This window comes from Pantoea sp. At-9b (assembly GCF_000175935.2).
In the GTDB taxonomy this organism is placed as follows: Bacteria; Pseudomonadota; Gammaproteobacteria; order Enterobacterales; family Enterobacteriaceae; genus Pantoea.
Genome location: NC_014840.1, coordinates 272,327 through 291,602, shown reverse-complemented (window position 1 = coordinate 291,602; position 19,276 = coordinate 272,327). Strand labels below are relative to the sequence as shown.

Sequence of the window (19,276 nt, the reverse complement as noted above, 5' to 3'; positions counted from 1 at the left end):
AACTGCATAATCGGCCAAAAACATAAGACAAAATAATTAACCACAGTTATTTCATGCCTGCCAGCAAGGCATGCCACCTTCTGCAATCCCATGAAATAAACCCTAAAAAAGCGCCACACCCATCTATCAGATCACCCTCATCCATGGTAGCGTCATCAAATAAGATTAATCTTATTTAATATAATAAATATTAACCTATCAGGGTAAATGATGATGCGTTACTTTTACATACTGCAGCGGGCGGTTGGGGGTGTATTTGCTTTTCTCATCCTGTTCCTGTCCACGCTCTCCTCTGCTTTTGCGCTTTCCAGCGGCTGTATCGCTCTGAATGCGCTTTCCGGTTCGACGTCACTGAATTTCAACACCAATGCTTATCCTGCATCAGCGTTTGATGCTGGCGATACACTCACAGTCTCAGTCACCGATAGCGGCAGCGCATATGACAGCGACGAATTATTCTTCGATGGTTTTGGTCTGACTGATTACGAGGAAACCGTTTTCCAGGTCTACTCGGCTTCACAGTCAACCAGCAACTCTGCGCATACCGTGACGTTGAGTTATACAGTGGGTACGCTCTCAACCGATGGTGTTCGTCTCAGGCTGACCTCATCATATGGTCAATTAAGCAATTTTGCTGTTACCTGCAACGGTACGGCAGCAATCCCCTCCAGCGATGCAACATTAAGCAGCCTGTCACTTTCGGATGGTACACTTTCTCCCTCCTTCAGTGCCGGCACCACCAGCTATAGCGCATCGGTAGCCAACAGCGTATCCACCATCACCGTTACCCCGACCACCACCGATGCCAATGCAACGGTCACGGTGAATGGCACCACTGTGACTTCAGGTTCAGCTTCCCCTGCAATTAGCCTGACGGCAGGGGCCTCAACTGCCATTGCCATCGTGGTTACGGCTGAAGACGCCACAACCAAATCCTATACGCTGAATGTCACGCGCGCGGAAGCTGCTGTGGTGGCAAACAACAGTACCGCCAATGTCGCGGCTAACAGCTCAGATAACGTGATAAGCCTCTCCACCAGTGGCGGCACGGCAAGCTCTGTTTCGGTCGCCTCGGCACCCGCACATGGCACAGCCACGGCTTCGGGCACCAGCATTACCTACACACCAACAGCAGGATATTCGGGCAGCGACAGTTTCAGCTGGAATGCGACCAACAGCGCGGGGACTTCCGCGAATGCCACCGTTGACTTGACTGTCACGGCACCCACATTTACGTTCTCCCCTGCGGCCGGTGCTCTTCCCGCTGCCACAACAGACAGCGCATGGTCTCAGACATTAACGGCCACGGGCGGCACCGCCCCCTACAGCTGGAGCGCGACGGGATTGCCAACAGGATTAACACTGAACAGCAGTACCGGGGTTATCTCTGGCACGCCGACTCAGACCGGCAGCTTCAGCATCCAGGTCACAGCAACAGACAGTAACAGTGCCAGCAGCACGGTTAACTACACGCTGAATGTCACCGCAGGCAGCACTGCGCCGGTTGCAAACGACGTCACGGCAACAGTGGATTCAGGCAGTAACGACAACAGCATCACCCTGGCAATCGCCGGTGCCGTCACCAGCCTGAAGATTGTCCGTCAGGCCAGTCACGGTACGGCGCTGGTTTCTGGCACCAGCATCCGTTACACCCCGGTGAGTGGTTATTCCGGTAGCGACAATTTTACCTACAGTGCAACCAACGCCTGGGGAACCTCCCAGGAAGCGACGGTATCGCTGACGGTGACGGCCACCAGCCTGACAATGTCACCTGCCAGCGGTACATTGCCAACAGCGACGGTGGGAACCGCCTACCGTCAGACCTTCAGCGTTTCGGGCGGAACCACTCCATACAGCTGGCAACTAAACGGTTCATTACCTCAGGGACTGACTTTTGCGAATGGCGAACTGAAAGGTACCCCAACCGCTGCAGGCACGGCCCCCTTTACCCTCATCGCAACGGATGCAAACGCCGCTAGCGTGCAGTCAGCCTATACGCTGACCATTAACGCCGCGGCACCTGTGGCTGCTGATCACAGTGCCTCGTTATATGCCGGGCAGTCAGTGAAGGTAAATCTTGTCGAGGGTGCAACAGGCGGGCCTTTCACGGGTGCGCGTTTGCTCGATCAACCACAAAGCAGCCTCGGTTCAGCGACTATCCAGTCTTCGGGGGCAACGTATCAGTTACTGTTTACCGCCGCAGCCCAGGCGAGCGGCACCGTTGCACTGCGCTATGAACTGACCAGCTCCACAGGAACGACCCAGCCAGCGACCGTGACGCTGACCATTGCTGCGAGACCCAACCCTGCTACCGATGCCGATGTGATTGGTCTGATCAGCGCACAGGTACAGGCAGCGCAGAACTTTGCTAAAGCACAGATACGCAACTTTAATGACCGGCTGGAACAACTGCACAGCGGTGTCAGTCTCCCTTCCGGTCACAATGGCATCCATTTCAATATGCCCACCAGTCGCTCTGAACGCGAAACAGATAAAGACCTGTGGGCCAGTGCCTGGCAGCAGCAGCGTAAATATCAGGAAGAGCACCCACAACCGCAATCTCCGGTAAACCCATTCACCGCGCGCAACGAGGACAATCGCCTGTCCTGGTGGACCGGCGGTTATATCGATTTTGGCAGTGATAAAGACGATGCGGTGCGTTTCAGCCATACCCTGGTGGGTATCACCACCGGTAGCGATTATCGATTCACCCCCTCATTTACTGCGGGGATGGGGATTGGTTTTGGCCGCGACGTGAGTGACGTTGGTGACGCCGGTTCACGGGAAAACGGACGGTCAATCAGCTCCGCCCTTTATGGCAGCTGGCACCCGGATGCGTTCTTCATTGATGGGCTGCTGGGCTATAGCAGTCTTGAGTTCGACAGCAAACGTTATGTGAGTGAATCGGATGCTTTTGCACGTGGCAGCCGTTCAGGTCGCCAGGTGTTCAGTTCGCTAACCTCAGGTTATGAGTTCCGCACGGTCAGCAGCCTCATTTCACCTTACGCACGCATTCAGTACTACCGTACCTGGCTGGATGGCTATGCCGAATCCGATGCCGGGCTATTCAACCTGGCTTTCGCACCTCAAACGTTTGCTCAAGTTGTGACGACCGCCGGTCTGCGCGGCGAACACAGCGTACCGACCAGTTGGGGCTTTGTGAAACTCCAGAGCCGCCTTGAGTATTCGCAGCTGATGAATGACAACGGCAAAGCACGTGTCGGCTATGCCGATGTGGGCAACGATACCTGGAGCATGTCGCTCTATCAACAGAGCACGCAGACGTTGGCTTTGGGTGTTGGCCTTGATTTTCTGCTGCCGCACGATATCACGCCAGGCATCGCCTACCAGGGCACGCTCGGGCTGGATGAGCAGCAAACACGTTCACAGATGATTATGGTGCGCGTGAATATCGGGTTTTAGGTTCAGGCATAGCATTTACGTTGCTGCGAATGCCTGTGCTCGGTGACGAAAGAGGTGCAGGCAAAAAGAAAGAGGTCGCCTCACGGCGACCTCTTTAAGCCCGAAGATTACGCGCTGCCGTTAATCCACCGCGATCGCTTCGACATGATGTTTAGATACCTTGCAGGAGCGCGGTCTGAATTAACGCTTTTGTTTTGTATTCGGCATAAAGAGAGTGGCGAATCCCAGCAACGGCAGGAAGGCGCATAAGCTATATACCCAGTTAATGCCATACATATCTGCCAACTTTCCAAGACCTGCTGCGGCAAGTCCACCGATACCAAACATCGTACCAAACATGATTCCGGCAACCATACCGGCACGGCCGGGGACGATTTCCTGAGCGTAAACAACAAGCGCTGAGAAAGCAGAAGACAGAATCAGACCAATAAGGATTGTTAAGACGATCGTCCAGATAAGATCCACGTGGGGCAAAAGCAGGGAAAACGGAATGACCCCCAAAAATGAAACCCAGACAACGGCCTTACGGCCTATACGGTCACCGACCGGCCCTCCTACGAATGTTCCAACTGCCACGGCGGCAAGAAATGCAAACAAGCACATCTGGGCCTGCTCTAAAGGCAAACTAAAACGATGGACAAGATAAAATGTGAAATAGTTGCTCAGTGAAGCGATGTAGGTAAATTTAGCGAACATCAGAATACTGACGACTACCAGGGCCTGTAACACTTTCACTTTTGGCAGTTTTTGCAGTGCGGCACTACCATGCCGTTTCATATGCGCATGACCATGACGGGCTGACCACTGACTGAGTTTCGTCAGAATAACAATGGCAACCAGCGCGCAAAGCATCAGCCAGGCCACGGACAACTGGCCGTGAGGGATTATCAACAATGCCGCCAGTAATGGTCCGAATGCAGATCCCGCGTTCCCACCGACCTGGAAAGCAGACTGAGCGGTTCCAAATCGCCCACCTGAAGCCATACGAGCAATGCGGGATGCTTCAGGATGGAAGATGGAGGACCCGACCCCAACTAACGCGGCGGCAGTCAAAATCATCATGAAATTACTGGCAATAGCGAGTAACCCAATCCCCAACAGAGTGACCCCCATTCCCGCCGGCAACAGAAATGGTTGGGGATGTTTGTCGGTGTAGAGTCCTATCCAGGGTTGCAGCAAAGAAGCCGTAATCTGATACACCAACGATATCAGTCCGATCTGCGCATAAGTGAGCGTGAAACTCGCTTTTAGCATGGGATAGATCGAGGGCAGTACAGCCTGGATCATGTCATTACAGCCATGTGCGAGGGCTGTTGCTCCCACAATAGTGATTAAAAACCCCTGGACTGGCTCTGACGTTTTGACGGGCGTTATCGCTGAAGAATTATCGGAGTCAGTAGAAAGCGAAGCCATATTTTTATCTCTTTGCAGATGAAGATGAATCAATTTGGAGGTTGCGTTCGTTGCTTAAGTTGTCCGTAATATCGGTGTTCAACCGATCTGGACATCGTGAGCAGGATAATCATAAATGCAGGGTTGTAATCTGAAATGCCAAACAATGTAGCTAAAGCGCCAAGACATGATGAAGCGATAGGCTGGTCAACACTCGCCAAAAGTTATAAACGAGGAGAGGTGGATCCCCCGCATTATCATATCGAGGGGCAGCTCCTGTTTGCGACCCGGGGTGTTATGTTGGTTGAAACGGAAGAGAAGCGATGGGTAATCCCTCCTCAGCGTGCCCTCTGGCTCCCACCACTTCAGGAGCACAGTTACAGCTTGCTTTCGCATACTGAACTTCGCACGCTTTACTTCAGCCGCAATCTTATTGAAGCATGCACAAGTTTTATCAAGAGCAACGATGTGCATGTCATCACGGCGACACCACTGGTGAAAGAGCTTATCGCCGGATTGTTCAGTCCCGAATATCGGAGCACGAGTCAGAGGGCGATGGCTCTATTGTTAATGGAGATCCTGAGTGAAACAGACCATCTCGCAGCCGAGCTTCCGATGCCGCAGGACGAGCGTCTGTCGCATGCCGCCTCAGAGTTACTTATTCATCATCATTGGGCAGCCTCAATGAGCGACCTCGCGGACATTGCAGCCATGTCGGAGCGTACCTTCTCTCGACTGTTTATCCAGGATACTGGCTTCAGCTTCAGAACCTGGAAACAGCGGGCACGGATCTGTGTATCCCTGGATTTGCTTTCCGCTGGTATTCCCATTAAACAGGTTGCCTACCAACTCGGCTTTTCATGTCCGGCTGCTTTTACTGCGGCTTTTCGTTCGATACTGGGCTCGACACCACGTGACTTTTTGACCTGAAAATCCATAAGCGATTAATGCTCGAAAATGGCAGTGGAGTGTTCCTGTTCCCGTAGACAGTCGCTGTGAATACGAAAAAGGCCGCCTTGCGGCGACCTTTTCCGGCACTTCCCTGTACGACCATCCGTTATTTGTACAGTTCTGCGGTCATGTGAACACGGTTATTGGTGTTCGCTTCGGTGATTTTGTACTGTGCACCCTGCTGGGCTGCCTGCGCGGCGATTTTGGCTTCTGCGCCGTCCAGGGTTGAAGCGGAAGCGGTTATGCTCTGCGCAAAGCTGCCGAAAGAAACCAGTGACAGGGCCGCAACTGCAACGAAAGTTTTGATAGATTTCATGGTCATTTCCTCAGAAGTTTGTTTAGTCGGTGAGGCGTTGTGCCTCGATGTGAGAGAGAATAGACCTGTCGAGCGCTGAGGAAAAGCTGAGGGTTTTGCTGATAGAGTTCAAAAAAACTGAATAAATGTTAAGCTGTGAACAGTGACAACATAAGTTCCCTTTCAAAGAGGGCACTGAGTATGGCGTGCCATCTTTTCGCTGACAAACACGACTCTGCTTCAATAACTCACAGGCTTAACGCAGCCTGACCCTTTTGAATAACCCAGTAAAAACGTATAACCACCGTATAAGGCTGCTGAATGGCGCTGGTATTTCTGGTAGCGAACCAGGCGGAGCATGTTTTAATCCACTCCACCTGGCGGTGACGCAGTGCTATTTCCCTGCCGCTACGCTATCAAGATTGAGATGCTGACCAAAGTGTCCGTCGATATCGGTCTGGTGTGTTATTGCAATGACTGTACAATCTGGCAGCCGGGTTTTCAGCAGTAGCAACATCTCACGCGCCGACTGAGCATCCAGGCTGCTGGTCGCTTCATCCAGCCACAGTACGTCTGGTTTCAGTCGCAATGCCCGGGCAAATGCCAGCCTCTGTTTCTGACCGCCTGACAAAACCTGTTCCCAGTTAAGTTGCTTATCAAGCGCCCCACTCCACTCCCCAAGGCCAGTATCTGCCAGATAGCGGGCCAGTTTCTCCGAATCAGGGTCAGGCTGCTGCGGATAGCACAGCACCTCACGCAATGTACCCTGTCCGATATAAGCCCTCTGGGGAAGCAAAAGGCTTTTGCCCTGCTGGCTCTGCCAATGGCCTTCAAACCAGGGCCAGACACCGACCAGCGTTCTCAGCAAGGTTGATTTGCCGATACCGCTGCGACCAGAAAGTTTGCTCCAGCTTCCGACGGGAAAACGGAATTGCATATCTGACAGCAACGCCTTCCCTTGCGGAGTGGTTACCGTCAGTTTATCAACCTCGACGATTTCGCCAGCCGGATTGGCATTCTTGCCGTTCTGACATGCCGCGATCGCCTGGCAGAACTGCTCCAGACGCGAGATACTGGCCGACAGCTCCACCAGCGCTTTGTAAACACGAATAAACCAGCTCAAAGCGCCATGAACCTGACCAAAGGCAGAACGCACCTGCATCAGACCACCGAGGGTGATCGTTTTCGCCATAAACAATGGCAGCGCAGCAAACACCGGTACAATCAGGCTGATCCGGGTGTAACCGGTAGTGAAGAAGCCCAGGTTACGTTCGCCGTTCATCAATGCGCGCCAGTTTTGTGCGATAGCGCTAAAGGCACGATTCAGATGCTGTTTCTCCCAGGATTCCCCCTGATACAGCGCGATCTGCTCAGCGTTATCGTGCTTACGTAACAAGGCTGCGCGGAAGTCAGCTTCGGCCCGTTGTTTCTGATAGTTTAGCCCATGCAACTTCTTACCTATCAGGTGCGTCACCAGACTGCCCACCAGGGTGTAAAGCACCGCGACCCAGACCAGGTAGCCTTTAATCACCCACTCCTGTCCAAACAGGGTGAAGGTCTGAACGCCCGACAGCTTCCACAGAATCCAGACAAACGAGAACAACTGAGCGCTGGTGATCAGGAACGACACCAGCAGGCTGATAGTCTTATCGACAAAGAAGTTGATGTCTTCGGCAATACGCTGATCCGGGTTATCAACCTTTCCGGTGAGGGACAGATGATAGTAAGCCTGTTTCGCCAGCCAGCTGTCCACCAGCTGAGCCGTCAGCGATTTACGCCAGCGAATAATCAGCAGCCGGGTAAACCAGTCCTGATAAACGAACACGCCGATATAGATCAGGATGAAGACACAATACTCCTTCACCAGGCTGTAGACCTTTGAGCCATTAAACTCTCCTAACGCGTCATAGAAGGATTTGCTCCAGTCGTTGATCAATACGTTCAGCCAGACGATCGATCCCCCCAGACCCAGGATCACCGCCAGAATTAACCACGCACTCCAGCTCTGCTTGCCGCCCCAGAACGCCCGGCTCAGTTGCCACACCGTGGCCAGTTTCTTATTCATTATTTCTTCTCTTGCGGCAGAACCGTGTAAATCACCAGATTTTTCGGGTTGTAGATACGCGATGCCATCGCACGAACGCCGTCAGTGGTAATGGCGTTATCCAGTGATGAAACGCGGGAGAGATAACCTGGATTATTGAAATGGCGGTAGCTGAGTATCAGCCGGCGCTGAGTCATAAAGTCGTAGGTTTGCCATAAGGCTTGTGAACGTCGGAATGAAGCTTTCATCTCTTTCACGGTGCGATCATTGATCTGGCTCTGAGCATGTTCAAATGCCTGCCGGGCGAGTAACGCCAACTCCCTGGCACGCTCAGGAGAGGTGCTGAACCGTAGTTCGGTTTCAATCCTGTTAGTTCTGTCATTAAGCACCGTGCTAAATCTCAGGTTATAGATACCCCGGGCGTCATCGCGCAGTACCTTTTTAAGATGCCGGGTAACCAGATTTTCGGCGATGCTGACCTGTACTGCGCGTTCCGGCGACCAGACTTCATCGCTGTAGCTCCATAACGTCACATCAGCTTTCGGTTCACTGTTTAGCTGACTGACTTTTTCACGATGCCCAGGCAACGCGACATACGGTGCGGCGGGTAAGGGAACGCCACGTTTAATACCTGCCAGATAGCGTTCAACCGCCTCCCGGAGCGTATTTTCAGGCAGGTCGGCCATCACAAAGAAGGTCACAGGCGCAGCGCTGATTTTTTTCCACTGTTCAGCCAGCGTTGCAGCGCTGAGAGTCGAAAGCTGGGCTTCATCCGGCATCGCGAACGACGCTCTGCCGTAACGCAGATTGGTCACTTCTTTCTGACGTTGAGAAGAAAGAGAGCTGTCCTGCATGACCTGTTGGCGAGCAAACGTCAGGATGCTGTTTTTGATTGAAGCAGGATCGATATGATTATCAGTGTGCAGCAATTGATAAGCATGCAGGAGTGTATTGAGCTCACTGGCAGGCGCATTTCCGAGGATCTCCAGGTTGTACTCCTGCTGACTGACACTCAGCGAAAGATCCTTGTCCTGCTTCCAGCGTCGATAGTCATCTTCGTTCCAACCCGTCGGGGCACCATACCTCAACAATTGAGTCGCTAATTGCGCCTGCCAGGCACTCAGCCCATAACCAAGATAGCCAGCATTACTCTGCGCTTCGAACCACAGACGGCCTTTTGCCGGTGCTGTTTTCATCCAGACCACACGATCGCCGTTACTGAGCTGCCACTCCTGCACTGATTCTGCCGGGTAATTTTTCACGGAGGTGCGTTTACCCGAAGTATCGTGATCCGGCAAGGGTGCCAAAGCAGATGTCTTTACCATCACTGTAGGCGTTAATGACTCAGTGGAAATTTGCGTGACCATCCGCTGAATCTCGGAAGGCAATGGCACACTGTAGACAACCCGTCCGGGAACGCTGAACTGCACCACTTGATCCGGTGCCTGTAACCACTTTTTCAGACGTGCGTTAATATCCGCGCTGGTGATGGTCTTGAGCTCAGCCAGCGCACGGACACCACGCTGCTGAGAGTCGACGTATGGCTGTTGTTGCTGCCAGGCAATCGCCAGCGTCTGGACCCAGTCAGTGAACGTCCGGTTTTCCGGTTTGCCCGCCAAACGCGTTGCCGCATCCAATAAATCACTTTTCACATCTGCAACTTCGTCTGCATCCAGACCAAAACGTATCAGCCGTTCGCGCTCACGGATCAGCGTTTCCAGGCCCAACTTATAGTCACCCGGCATCACATCAACAAACAGTCCAAACGCCACGGTAGAGCGGCCGGTTTCAGATTTCCGCGCGACGATGTTGCCAATCGAGTCTGGCAGGGCATTTTGCTGACGTTTGAGCTGACGGGTAAGCACGCTGAGGGTGATTTGGTTGATCAACCGATCCCGATAACCTGCGGTGCCCTGCATCTGTTTTTCATCAAAGCGGTTTACCCACGAAACCTGACTGCCGCCGCTTTCCGAATCCTGCAGATGGATCACCCGCAGCTGCTTTTTCAGTTGCTGGTTGTAATCGCTGTCCTGCCGCAACGGAACAGTGATGGCTGGTAATCCGGCAAAATTTTGGGTAATCAGCGCTTTCACTTTCTCTGGCTCGAAATCACCGATGATCAGGAGACGCATATTGGCCGGGTGATACCAGCGCTGATAAAACGCTTGCAGCGTGGTTGCCGGGGTATGCTCAATGGATGCAACTTGCCCGATGGTCGGTCGGTCAGGATAGCGGGAACCCTCACGCAGGGCCGCAATGCGCTGCTGGTTCATCCGGGCTGCAACACCCAGCTTTCCCCGCCACTCTTCGAGGATGACTTTGCGTTCATCATCCAGATCAGGTTGAGTAATACGTGCATGCGCCGTCATCTGCGCCAGTGCCTGTAAGGCTAAACCTAACCCTTTTACCCCATCAGGCGGGCTCATCATGAACTGGGTGCGTTCGTAATTGGTTACCGCATTATAATTTGCACCGCGCGACCACCCCTGCTGCGCAAGCGCCGTCGACACCCCCTCCGGCCAGGCGTCGCTGGCGCGAAACACCATATGCTCAACCATATGCGCCACACCTGACTGATCGTTGGTTTCATCAAGCGATCCGGCCTCCACGCTCAGTCGGACATCAATGCGTCCGGCATCGGATTTGATCGGTGCCAGGGTGTATTGAAGCCCATTAGCCAATACGCCTTCTGTTACAACCGGCAGCGTTGTTTTCACTTCTTCACCCAATGCTGGCTGAGATAAGGCCAGCAGCAAGAGTGTAACCCCGGCAAAACGTCTGCGTTTACACATGTTTCTTCCTTATAAGATCGGGTGCTGCAAGCGCGCAGCACAAATCCTCCGGCATTCCGCCGGAGGCAACGTGGAGGGTTACCAGTTATAAGCGACACCAAACCAGAACTGCCGTCCGGTTTTGTAGGTCACGGTTTTGGCAGAGCTGCCGGTGGTCTGACTGGCTTCGATAGCGGTATCAAACACATTCAACACGTCCAGCGTCAGCTCTACAGATTGATTCTGGAAAGTGGGCTGCGACCAGGCGAAGCGCCAGTCATAGGTGAAGTAGTCGTCATATTTGGTTTTCTGGTACAGGCTGGCATTGCCTTCATAACTGCCGCAGGCACTGTTACCCGAAGGGCAGGCAATAGACGAGGTGGTATAACCGGTGTACCCCGCGGTGTAACCGATGTTTTGGCTCCAGTTCAGATTGATCGCCGGGAAGAAGGTATTCACATTGATAAAGGCGGTCCAAGGCGTGTTGTAATCGAGCGCCTTCATGTCTCCTTTTTCCATCAACTTCCCATCAATGATGACCATATTGTCATCACTGTCCGACTGATCGTAATACGTCTGTGAGCTGGACTTATTCCTGACGATGCTGGCCCCCAGTTCCCAACTGATATCTGCCACACTAAAGTGATACGGGCTGATAGGTTGCGCTGTCAGCGACCAGGTATTCCCTTCCGTTTTCGCGTTATTGTTCAGGATGTAATATTTCTGCCCACTTGAGTCGGTGTAGCTGTCCCGGCCGAACTGGTCGCGGCCTTTACGGTTAACCCATTTGAGGGTCCAGACGGTGTCCATCACTCGCTGGGACAGCCCCAGAGACAGTTCATCGCTGTAAGGGGTTTTCAAATCGGAGATATCGTAATCGTATGAATTGTATTTGGACGTATCTCCGACCCAGGCACTGTTCGCGCTGGTACGTGTCTGAGCAATGTACTCGCTAATCCCCGAACGCAATTTGTAGGCCAGCAGGTTCTGCCCGTAGTAGCGGTTGGCACCGCCAAACAGACGTGTTGAACGGTCACCGAAGACATCCAGCGATGTAGCAAAACGGGGAGCTAACGTCAGGTTCTTCATAAAATCATCGTACTGGAGACGAACTCCCGGCGTGATTTCAAGACGCTTATAAAGCATGCTGTCCTGGAGGTAGAGGGCGTAATTGGTGTAGTTACCCTCAACACTGCGTGCCGGATACACCCTGCGGTTTTTAATATACTGCTCACCGTCAATGCAGTAGACATCTCCAGATGTACAAACAACGCTGGTGTCAATGGTCGGGGTGCCGGTACTGGTGGAAACATCACTGAATCGGCGATACCGCGCCTGATAAAAGTCTGTCTGCCAGCCCGCGTCCAGTTGATGGGTGATGCCCCATGCAGAGAAAGGATTAAATTCTGCGTCCTGCTTTAATGTGGTGGTGGACTTGTCGGTACCAAACGTACCGTATCCGCCGATGTAACCGTACTGCGCATTAGAGCCAGCAGCGGTGCTTCCCCAGGTGATTGCATCCGACGTGAAGTTCCGACTCGTATTGTAGCGATACCATAACTGGTAAGAATCTGCTGCATGCTCGATCTTGTTTTGCTCGTATTGATAGCCTGCAAGGCTGGTCACTTTGCCCCAAGGAGCGAAATGTTCCCATTCAATATTTGCCCTATAGCCGCCACCCTTATTGGTAAAACCGCCATTCATCATCTCCTTTTTGTAATAAGTCGATTCATGTGGCGCGTACATACCGGTCAGTCGGAAAATATCCCCATTTTCCGCAAACCATGTTCCCTTCAATAAATAAGTTTCGGCAATGCGTTCCTGATTGGTCCACATATTCATATTGGGGTTATAAAAAGGGATCTTCGATTCCTGCCTGTTATACGAGAAGATGAGACCCGCACTGTCATTTAAAGGTTGGTTAACACTGACCGAGTAGAAATTTTTAGTGAATCTTGGTTGATTTGACAGGTCAGTCGCCTCTTCAAAACTTTCACGCTTTGATTCATCAATATGATATTTCGTCCAGCTGTCACGCGTAGTACGCCATGAAACTCTGCCGGAAGCACGATCAAGGGAGGGGTCTTTCAGACGTGCATCAACTACGCCACCAGTGAAATCACCATATTTTGCAGAGACATTGCTGTCAAAAACTTCTAGCTTGTCAAGCAGTTCAGAGTTTATCCAGAACGACTGCGTACCCCCTGCGGGGAGGTCTGTCGGGCTGTAACCATCGGGATCAGCGGTCAAATCACCATTATTACTGCCCGGATTGACAGTATTATTGTTCGACAGACCGTCAATCATAAAGTTGTTGTTATAAAACTTCTCACCGTGAAACGAGACATTCTCCGGCGCAATCTCACCCGGGTTATTGCTGGAGTCGGTATTGTTTGCAAAACGCACATTTGGATTGTGTTTCAGCAATTCGGTAATGGTGCCATTACCGGTCGGATAACGCGCGATTTGTTCGGCGTTAATCACCTGCGTGCCCATGGTCTGGCTGGTTGGCGCAGAGCGAACAATAATGGTATCACCGGAATCCTCCGGCTGTTCAGTGCCAGATTCTTCGGTGGTGGTATTTACGTCCTGAATTGCGGCATGCGTTTCCGCTACCGATGGCATAGCAAACATGCTAAGCGGTATAATAATACAACCTGCTATTTTCATGATTTTCCCAGAAGTGAAACTCAGTTTATGACCTGAATACGCCCATCTAACTTATAAATAACGGTAACAATCTGGTTTTTAACTTCACCAGTAATGTCATAGCGCCAGCGTGTAATATCCCGCCGCAGATCGCCGCTAAATACACCCGCAGGATCTTCAGCAAGAATTTGAATATTTTTTATTGTTCCAGACGCACTGATATCGAACTGCACCTTCACCCGGCCTTCTACGCCCATTGAGCGAGCGCGGGCAGGATAATTGACCCGACGGTTCAGCACCCGAACCCTGGACGTAGTTGCATTGCCAGCCCCCTTCGCGGCATGGCCGGAGGTGCTTTCACCACCCGGTGCGGCATCGCCACCACTGCCAGAGGTAACCGTGGCGGTCGTCGACTCAGATATTGCTTTCTGTGGTGCGGGTTCCGCTTGCCGTTGCATATCCGTGGTTACTGGCTGTAACACGGGTTTCACCACCGGGCGCGGCCTGACAGGTTGGTTTTCTGTCGTCATGGCTTTTTTTACCGGCGGATGTTGCGTGGCGGGCTTTTGCCTTTCAACGACAATCTCTGCCTTGCTGACGACAACGGTTTTGGGCAACGTCACCTGCGGTTCTGGTAAAGAAGGCTGCGGCTCAACAACCGGCAACATCGCCTGATTCAAATTTACGACGGAGATTTGATTACCGGCATGACCCGCCTCGTTCTTTATCGGCAAGGGTGCGTTACGGAAGCTCGCCAGTAACACCAAAAGCAAGAGATGTGCCGCAACCGAGGAACAAACTGAGAGGGCTTTGCGATGCGAGAACCAAGGCGACTGAGTCAAAAACCCAGCCGTACCTGACGACTTCACAGAATAATCAGATGTCAGCAAAACCTTCCCTGCCCCTAAATGCACTGCCCAATATCTGCCTCTGGCGAGTTTTACTGGCACATGACTGTCAAAACCCGTGACCTGTATCCAGGATCTGTTATGTCAGATAAGAGTTGTAAGAATTTGATACGAACACTAACAATAATGAGAGTGATTTACAATTTCATTATCAATAAAGCGTAAAAAATCTCTGATCCTTACGATTTGCGGGGGTTCGCGTATGCGCCATGAGCGAGGACTGCGGCTTCAAAACCTGAGCGGATACCCGCCCTCATTGCACAGGCAGGGTAGCGACGGATCTCACCGGTATTCAGCCCTGGTAAGTGGTGGCCGCGAGAAAACTGAACGAGGATCGAGTAGTGGGTAGGCAAGGTTGATGGTGGGAAAATTCATCACTGCCGTACAGGCAACACGAAAAAGGCCGCCTTGCGGCGACCTCTTCCGGCACGTCCCTGTACGACCATCCGTTATTTGTACAGTTCTGCGGTCATGTGAACACGGTTATTGGTGTTCGCTTCGGTAATTTTGTACTGTGCACCCTGCTGGGCTGCCTGTGCAGCGATTTTCGCTTCTGCACCGTCCAGCGTTGAAGAGGTCACAGAGATGCTTTGCGCGAAGCTGGCTGCTGACATCAGGGAAAGAGCGGCTACAGCGGCGATTGACAGTGCTTTGATAGTTTTCATGGTCTTAATCCTTAATTTGTCTGGTTGGAAGGCTGTGCGCCTTCGATGAAAGTAATAATAACTACAGTTATCGTTTCATAATTGATAATTAGTGCGATAACTGTGATCTTGCTAATTATTACCTTATTTAGTCAGTTCCGCTGACAGGTAAGCTCCGTTGTCTACGCGTGCGCCGGTGATTTTGTAGGAAGCACCTGCCTGTTTTGCCTGCGCGGCGATTTTGGCTTCTGCACCGTCCAGGGTTGAAGCGGAAGCGGTAATGCTCTGGGCAAAGCTGCCGAAAGAAACCAGTGACAGGGCCGCAACTGCAACGAAAGTTTTGATAGATTTCATGGTCATTTCCTCAGAAGTTTGTTTAGTCGGTGAGGCGTTGTGCCTCGATGTGAGAGAGAATAGACCTGTCGAGCGGTGAGGAAAAGCTGAGGGTTTTGCTGATAGAGTTCAAAAATATTGAATGAATATTATGCGACAGAAGGGAGCAGAAAAGTTTCCCCCTCTCTGAACAGGGATACGGAGAGGGGAGTGATCACTACGCGTTAATAGTCACACTTTTCTCTTGCCCCGAGGACAGTTTTGCCAGTAGAAGTGAACTCATGACCATTCCAGCTAATGTAGTCAGAATTACATACTTCGTTTTCTACCCATCTTACCGATACAGAGTTATCTTTAACCCCGTATCGCAACTGAAGCATGTAGTATTGTTCCCCGCCATAAGGAAAGGTGTAGACCTGACCTGTCGCTACGTCCCCCACAAAGGAAAAGTTACAACTGGTGCCGCACCCAACAGTCACGATGGCATAGTGGCCCGCAAAATTTGGTCCGGTCTTCATTTCGTTGGTAATTCTTGTTTTAAATCTGGCGTATTGACTGTCTCTTCCATTGAAATCCGGGAGATGGATTGCTCCCAGATAAACTTGATTCATTGGAAGTCCGGAGCCGGTCTCTGCCTGTACTTGTGTAGCTGAAAGGCATAGCAAAGCTGAAGCGAAAAGAATGGAAGCGGTTCTCATTTTTATACCCTGCCAGGTTATCATCCCGATAAAATTTTGCTTTTAAATGATGTAAGCGCGTCCATTTTAACCATGGTTCGTAGTTCTGTCTCGAATTTTTAAGTCGTTTATAGCGGGGCTTGTAACCTGTGGGGATAGCAAATCAAATGCATTTAAATAAATACGCTTACCACCCTATCGATGGATAAGGTAGTAAGCATTCCTGATTCAGGATTTAATAAATGCCAGAAGATCATTATTAAGCTGGTTCTGATGCGTTGCTGCCAGGCCATGTGACGCACCGACATAAATCTTCAACTCAGCATTGGGAATAATATCTGCCGCAAGGATGCCTGAATGAGCGATGGGGACAATCTGGTCGTCATCACCATGAATAACCAGCGCCGGAACGGTAATCTTTTTCAGGTCTTCCGTGTAGTCCACTTCAGAGAACTCTTTGATACAGGCGTACTGGCCGACAATCGATCCCGCCATCCCCTGATTCCAGAAGCTCAGGCGCAGACCTTCGTTGATCGCCACACCCTCCCGGTTCATGCCATAGAAAGGAATCGCCAGGTTGAGATAAAAGTCTGAACGGTTATCCATCACGCTCTGACGAATGTTATCAAATACCGAGATATCAGTCCCTTCCGGCCACTGTGCCGTTGAAACCATGACCGGTGGCACCGCCCCCACCAGTACGGCTTTAGCCACTCGGCCTACACCATGGCGACCGATGTAGTGAGCAACTTCACCGCCCCCGGTCGAGTGACCCACCAGCACCGCATTTTTAATATCCAGCTCATCCAGCAGGGCTGCCAGGTCATCGGCGTAGGTGTCCATATTATTGCCGTAAGCTGGCTGATCTGAGCGACCGTGTCCGCGACGATCGTGTGCAATTACCCGGTAACCTTGCTGCAACAGAAAGAGCATTTGCCCGTCCCATGCATCAGAACTGAGTGGCCATCCGTGTGAGAAAATAACTGGCTGGGCATTTTTGTCACCCCAGTCTTTATAAAAGATACGGGTTTTGTCAGATGTAGTAATAAAGCTCATGGTCATTCTCCATTAATGATGTGCAGGTTATTCCCGCCTGACGTCATGCCATAAATAAATTCCGACCGTAATTGGTTAACGTACATCGAACATTCATTCTGGCATTTATGACGCAAGGCTATGCGGCCGATAAGCGTATAAATTGCTTCGGAGCAGTAATTAAATAGCGGGTGTACGAGTTAAATTTGAGCGAGTCCGCCGTCAACGAAGATTTCAGACGCGTTAATAAAACTCGCATCGTCAGACGCCAGAAACGCGACCGTTTTACCAATTTCTTCTGGTTCACCAAGGCGACCCAGCGGTACGCCAGCGGCCAGCATGTCAAACAGCCCCTGACGATGTTCTTCCGGGACAAGCCCTCCCAGGCCTGGCGTGCGGATCGGTCCAGGGCTGACCACATTGATGCGAATACCACGGTCTTTCAGATCAAGCGCCCAGGAACGGGCCAGGTTACGCACCGCAGCCTTACTTGCGCTGTAAACGCTGAAGTTGGCGGTGCCTTTCGTCGCGGCTGTTGAACCGGTAAGAATCACGGAAGCACCATTTGTCAGCAGCGGTAGCGCCTTCTGAACGGTGAACAGCACGCCACGCACGTTAGTGCCGAAAATACGGTCAAAGTGTTCTTCAGTGATGCTGCCCAGCGGCATCATGTCGCCGCCACCCGCATTGGCGAACAGTATGTCCAGTTTGCCTGACGCGCTGGCGATGGTCGAAAACACAGTATCGAGGTCGCTTAATACCGAGGCATCAGCACGAATCCCTCTTGCTGACGGCCCGATTAAGGCCACTGCGGCATCGAGTTCTTCCTGGCGGCGGCCCGTGATATACACTGTCGCGCCCTGCTCTGCCAGCTCCTGCGCTGACGCCAAGCCGATACCTGAGCTGCCGCCTGTGACTAACGCGATTTTGTCCGAAAGTTTTTTACTCATGGTGTAACCCCTTAATATTAATTTTTAATCAATGAATTACAGTGAAAACCCGGCTATTACGTCCGGCAAGCACTGTAACGTCTTTAATCAGTGCGGAAAAACGCACTAATCAGAAAAACACTCTTCACACAGGTGGATAATTGATAATGATTGCCCGTACTGCATCATTTGCTGAGAAAAACACGGGCGCTCGACAGCCTGTCGCCGCTGACGGTAATGACATCTTCCCCCCGCACCAGGTAAGGGTTATCTTTCGGGCCATAGCCCCATGTCACACGGGCAATGCCGTGATTCCACTCGACGGGAGCCGGGGTAAAGATAAAACCAGGGTGTTTTGACTGCACTCGGCTGATGGCGGCATTCACGCGTTCCGCCCCCTTATTCAGTCCGTCGTAATCGGCAACGAAAAAATCAGATGTATAGACACCGGCAAAACCTTTCGCCCGCTCAGTGGCATCGGTGTTGTTCCAGATGGCAAAGTGGCGATCAATCAGCTGCTGCAAACCCGCAGGAACCGTCTCAGTGGTGGTGATGTTCATGGTGGTGTTCTCCGCAAATACGTTATAGGTGCCTGCCAGCAAAGCGGTCAGGAGTAAGCCTTGGGTAAATATCTTTTTCATCTCAGTGTCCTGTCAGTTTGATGTTTTCACTTTGCCAACCAGCTCAATCTGCGAGCCCCACGGCGTCAGGAAGTAAAACCACTGGGTGCCATCGGCGTTTGTCACTGGCTCGTTCAGGGTTTTCAGCCCGGCTTGCTTGATGGCTGCATAGCTGGTCTGTACGTCATGCGTTTTCAGCGCGATGTGCGTCGCGGCGTCATCATCCTGATGAGGACGCTCATGACCGATTAACTCACCCCGATACTGGAAGAGTTCCACACCGGTGCCATCCGGCAGGCGCATCATGACAAAACGCTTAAGTTCACTGGACTGATGCCAGTTAAAAGCCGCTTTCCACGCATCCGGGATGGCTCCCGGGGTGATGTCTGATTCCAGTGTCGCGCCGAAAGTGGTCTGGAAAAATGCGATGGCTTTATCCAAATCCGGGACGTTAATCCCGGCATGATCCACGCCGGAAATCGTGACCAGCGGCGGCTGGCTGGCGCTGAAGGCCGGTGCAGCGACGCTGGCCGCTCCCAGTAACAGAGAGGAAGCAAACAGTGTTGAAGCGATGCGGTTGGTTTTCATTTTTTATCCCTGTAATG

At 51.9% G+C, this 19,276-nt stretch carries 15 protein-coding genes; 2 read left to right on the top strand and 13 right to left on the bottom strand.

The features are described from left to right. Positions 1 to 210: 210 nt before the first annotated feature. Positions 211 to 3,423 (top strand): autotransporter domain-containing protein, encoded by a 3,213-nt coding sequence (locus PAT9B_RS27155; protein ID WP_013512487.1) that lies wholly within the window; start codon positions 211 to 213, stop codon positions 3,421 to 3,423. 180 nt (positions 3,424 to 3,603) lie between these two features. On the opposite strand, the gene PAT9B_RS27150 is transcribed toward PAT9B_RS27155, so the two are convergent. Next, positions 3,604 to 4,836: an MFS transporter gene (locus PAT9B_RS27150; RefSeq protein ID WP_013512486.1), complete on the bottom strand. Its 1,233-nt coding sequence runs from the start codon at positions 4,834 to 4,836 to the stop codon at positions 3,604 to 3,606. A 135-nt stretch (positions 4,837 to 4,971) separates the two neighbouring features. Between PAT9B_RS27150 and PAT9B_RS27145 the strand changes: the two genes are divergently transcribed. Next, positions 4,972 to 5,745, top strand: a complete 774-nt coding sequence (locus tag PAT9B_RS27145) for a helix-turn-helix domain-containing protein (RefSeq protein WP_013512485.1) — start codon at positions 4,972 to 4,974, stop codon at positions 5,743 to 5,745. Between the two features lie 127 nt (positions 5,746 to 5,872). On the opposite strand, the gene PAT9B_RS27140 is transcribed toward PAT9B_RS27145, so the two are convergent. The 12 genes from PAT9B_RS27140 to PAT9B_RS27085 form a co-directional block, all read right to left on the bottom strand. Beyond that, the gene (locus PAT9B_RS27140) at positions 5,873 to 6,082 is read right to left on the bottom strand and encodes a YdgH/BhsA/McbA-like domain containing protein (protein WP_013512484.1); all 210 of its coding nucleotides are present in this window, start codon (positions 6,080 to 6,082) and stop codon (positions 5,873 to 5,875) included. A gap of 373 nt (positions 6,083 to 6,455) precedes the next feature. Continuing rightward, entirely contained in the window at positions 6,456 to 8,126 is a 1,671-nt protein-coding gene (locus tag PAT9B_RS27135; RefSeq protein WP_013512483.1) for an ABC transporter ATP-binding protein/permease, read from the bottom strand. After that, complete coding sequence (locus tag PAT9B_RS27130; protein ID WP_013512482.1) at positions 8,126 to 10,897, bottom strand: M16 family metallopeptidase; 2,772 nt, start codon at positions 10,895 to 10,897, stop codon at positions 8,126 to 8,128. The genes PAT9B_RS27135 and PAT9B_RS27130 overlap by 1 nt, the downstream gene beginning before the upstream one ends. 78 nt (positions 10,898 to 10,975) lie before the next feature. After that, on the bottom strand, positions 10,976 to 13,546 hold the full coding sequence (locus tag PAT9B_RS27125; RefSeq protein ID WP_013512481.1) for a TonB-dependent siderophore receptor: 2,571 nt from the start codon (positions 13,544 to 13,546) through the stop codon (positions 10,976 to 10,978). 20 nt (positions 13,547 to 13,566) lie between these two features. Further along, positions 13,567 to 14,415, bottom strand: a complete 849-nt coding sequence (locus tag PAT9B_RS27120; protein WP_013512480.1) for a TonB family protein — start codon at positions 14,413 to 14,415, stop codon at positions 13,567 to 13,569. Between the two features lie 467 nt (positions 14,416 to 14,882). Then, on the bottom strand, positions 14,883 to 15,098 hold the full coding sequence (locus PAT9B_RS27115; protein WP_013508022.1) for a YdgH/BhsA/McbA-like domain containing protein: 216 nt from the start codon (positions 15,096 to 15,098) through the stop codon (positions 14,883 to 14,885). A gap of 123 nt (positions 15,099 to 15,221) precedes the next feature. Then, complete coding sequence (locus tag PAT9B_RS27110; protein WP_013508023.1) at positions 15,222 to 15,431, bottom strand: YdgH/BhsA/McbA-like domain containing protein; 210 nt, start codon at positions 15,429 to 15,431, stop codon at positions 15,222 to 15,224. Between the two features lie 203 nt (positions 15,432 to 15,634). Beyond that, positions 15,635 to 16,108 carry a hypothetical protein gene (locus PAT9B_RS27105; protein WP_013512479.1) on the bottom strand — a complete coding sequence of 158 codons (474 nt, stop codon included), beginning with the start codon at positions 16,106 to 16,108 and terminating at the stop codon, positions 15,635 to 15,637. Positions 16,109 to 16,315: 207 nt separating this feature from the next. Further along, positions 16,316 to 17,143: an alpha/beta fold hydrolase gene (locus PAT9B_RS27100; protein ID WP_013512478.1), complete on the bottom strand. Its 828-nt coding sequence runs from the start codon at positions 17,141 to 17,143 to the stop codon at positions 16,316 to 16,318. 179 nt (positions 17,144 to 17,322) lie between these two features. Beyond that, positions 17,323 to 18,072, bottom strand: a complete 750-nt coding sequence (locus PAT9B_RS27095; RefSeq protein ID WP_013512477.1) for an SDR family NAD(P)-dependent oxidoreductase — start codon at positions 18,070 to 18,072, stop codon at positions 17,323 to 17,325. A 164-nt stretch (positions 18,073 to 18,236) separates the two neighbouring features. After that, positions 18,237 to 18,692 carry a hypothetical protein gene (locus PAT9B_RS27090; RefSeq protein WP_013512476.1) on the bottom strand — a complete coding sequence of 152 codons (456 nt, stop codon included), beginning with the start codon at positions 18,690 to 18,692 and terminating at the stop codon, positions 18,237 to 18,239. A gap of 12 nt (positions 18,693 to 18,704) precedes the next feature. After that, positions 18,705 to 19,259, bottom strand: coding sequence for a VOC family protein (locus tag PAT9B_RS27085; protein WP_013512475.1), 555 nt, complete (start codon positions 19,257 to 19,259; stop codon positions 18,705 to 18,707). Positions 19,260 to 19,276: the final 17 nt, after the last annotated feature.

What these genes read in the sequence shown, in the direction of transcription:
- PAT9B_RS27155 (WP_013512487.1), top strand. Translation starts at nt 211, where the DNA reads ATGATGCGTTACTTTTACATACTGCAGCGGGCGGTTGGGGGTGTATTT.
- PAT9B_RS27150 (WP_013512486.1), bottom strand. Translation starts at nt 4,836, where the DNA reads ATGGCTTCGCTTTCTACTGACTCCGATAATTCTTCAGCGATAACGCCC.
- PAT9B_RS27145 (WP_013512485.1), top strand. Translation starts at nt 4,972, where the DNA reads ATGCCAAACAATGTAGCTAAAGCGCCAAGACATGATGAAGCGATAGGC.
- PAT9B_RS27140 (WP_013512484.1), bottom strand. Translation starts at nt 6,082, where the DNA reads ATGAAATCTATCAAAACTTTCGTTGCAGTTGCGGCCCTGTCACTGGTT.
- PAT9B_RS27135 (WP_013512483.1), bottom strand. Translation starts at nt 8,126, where the DNA reads ATGAATAAGAAACTGGCCACGGTGTGGCAACTGAGCCGGGCGTTCTGG.
- PAT9B_RS27130 (WP_013512482.1), bottom strand. Translation starts at nt 10,897, where the DNA reads ATGTGTAAACGCAGACGTTTTGCCGGGGTTACACTCTTGCTGCTGGCC.
- PAT9B_RS27125 (WP_013512481.1), bottom strand. Translation starts at nt 13,546, where the DNA reads ATGAAAATAGCAGGTTGTATTATTATACCGCTTAGCATGTTTGCTATG.
- PAT9B_RS27115 (WP_013508022.1), bottom strand. Translation starts at nt 15,098, where the DNA reads ATGAAAACTATCAAAGCACTGTCAATCGCCGCTGTAGCCGCTCTTTCC.
- PAT9B_RS27110 (WP_013508023.1), bottom strand. Translation starts at nt 15,431, where the DNA reads ATGAAATCTATCAAAACTTTCGTTGCAGTTGCGGCCCTGTCACTGGTT.
- PAT9B_RS27105 (WP_013512479.1), bottom strand. Translation starts at nt 16,108, where the DNA reads ATGAGAACCGCTTCCATTCTTTTCGCTTCAGCTTTGCTATGCCTTTCA.
- PAT9B_RS27100 (WP_013512478.1), bottom strand. Translation starts at nt 17,143, where the DNA reads ATGAGCTTTATTACTACATCTGACAAAACCCGTATCTTTTATAAAGAC.
- PAT9B_RS27095 (WP_013512477.1), bottom strand. Translation starts at nt 18,072, where the DNA reads ATGAGTAAAAAACTTTCGGACAAAATCGCGTTAGTCACAGGCGGCAGC.
- PAT9B_RS27090 (WP_013512476.1), bottom strand. Translation starts at nt 18,692, where the DNA reads ATGAAAAAGATATTTACCCAAGGCTTACTCCTGACCGCTTTGCTGGCA.
- PAT9B_RS27085 (WP_013512475.1), bottom strand. Translation starts at nt 19,259, where the DNA reads ATGAAAACCAACCGCATCGCTTCAACACTGTTTGCTTCCTCTCTGTTA.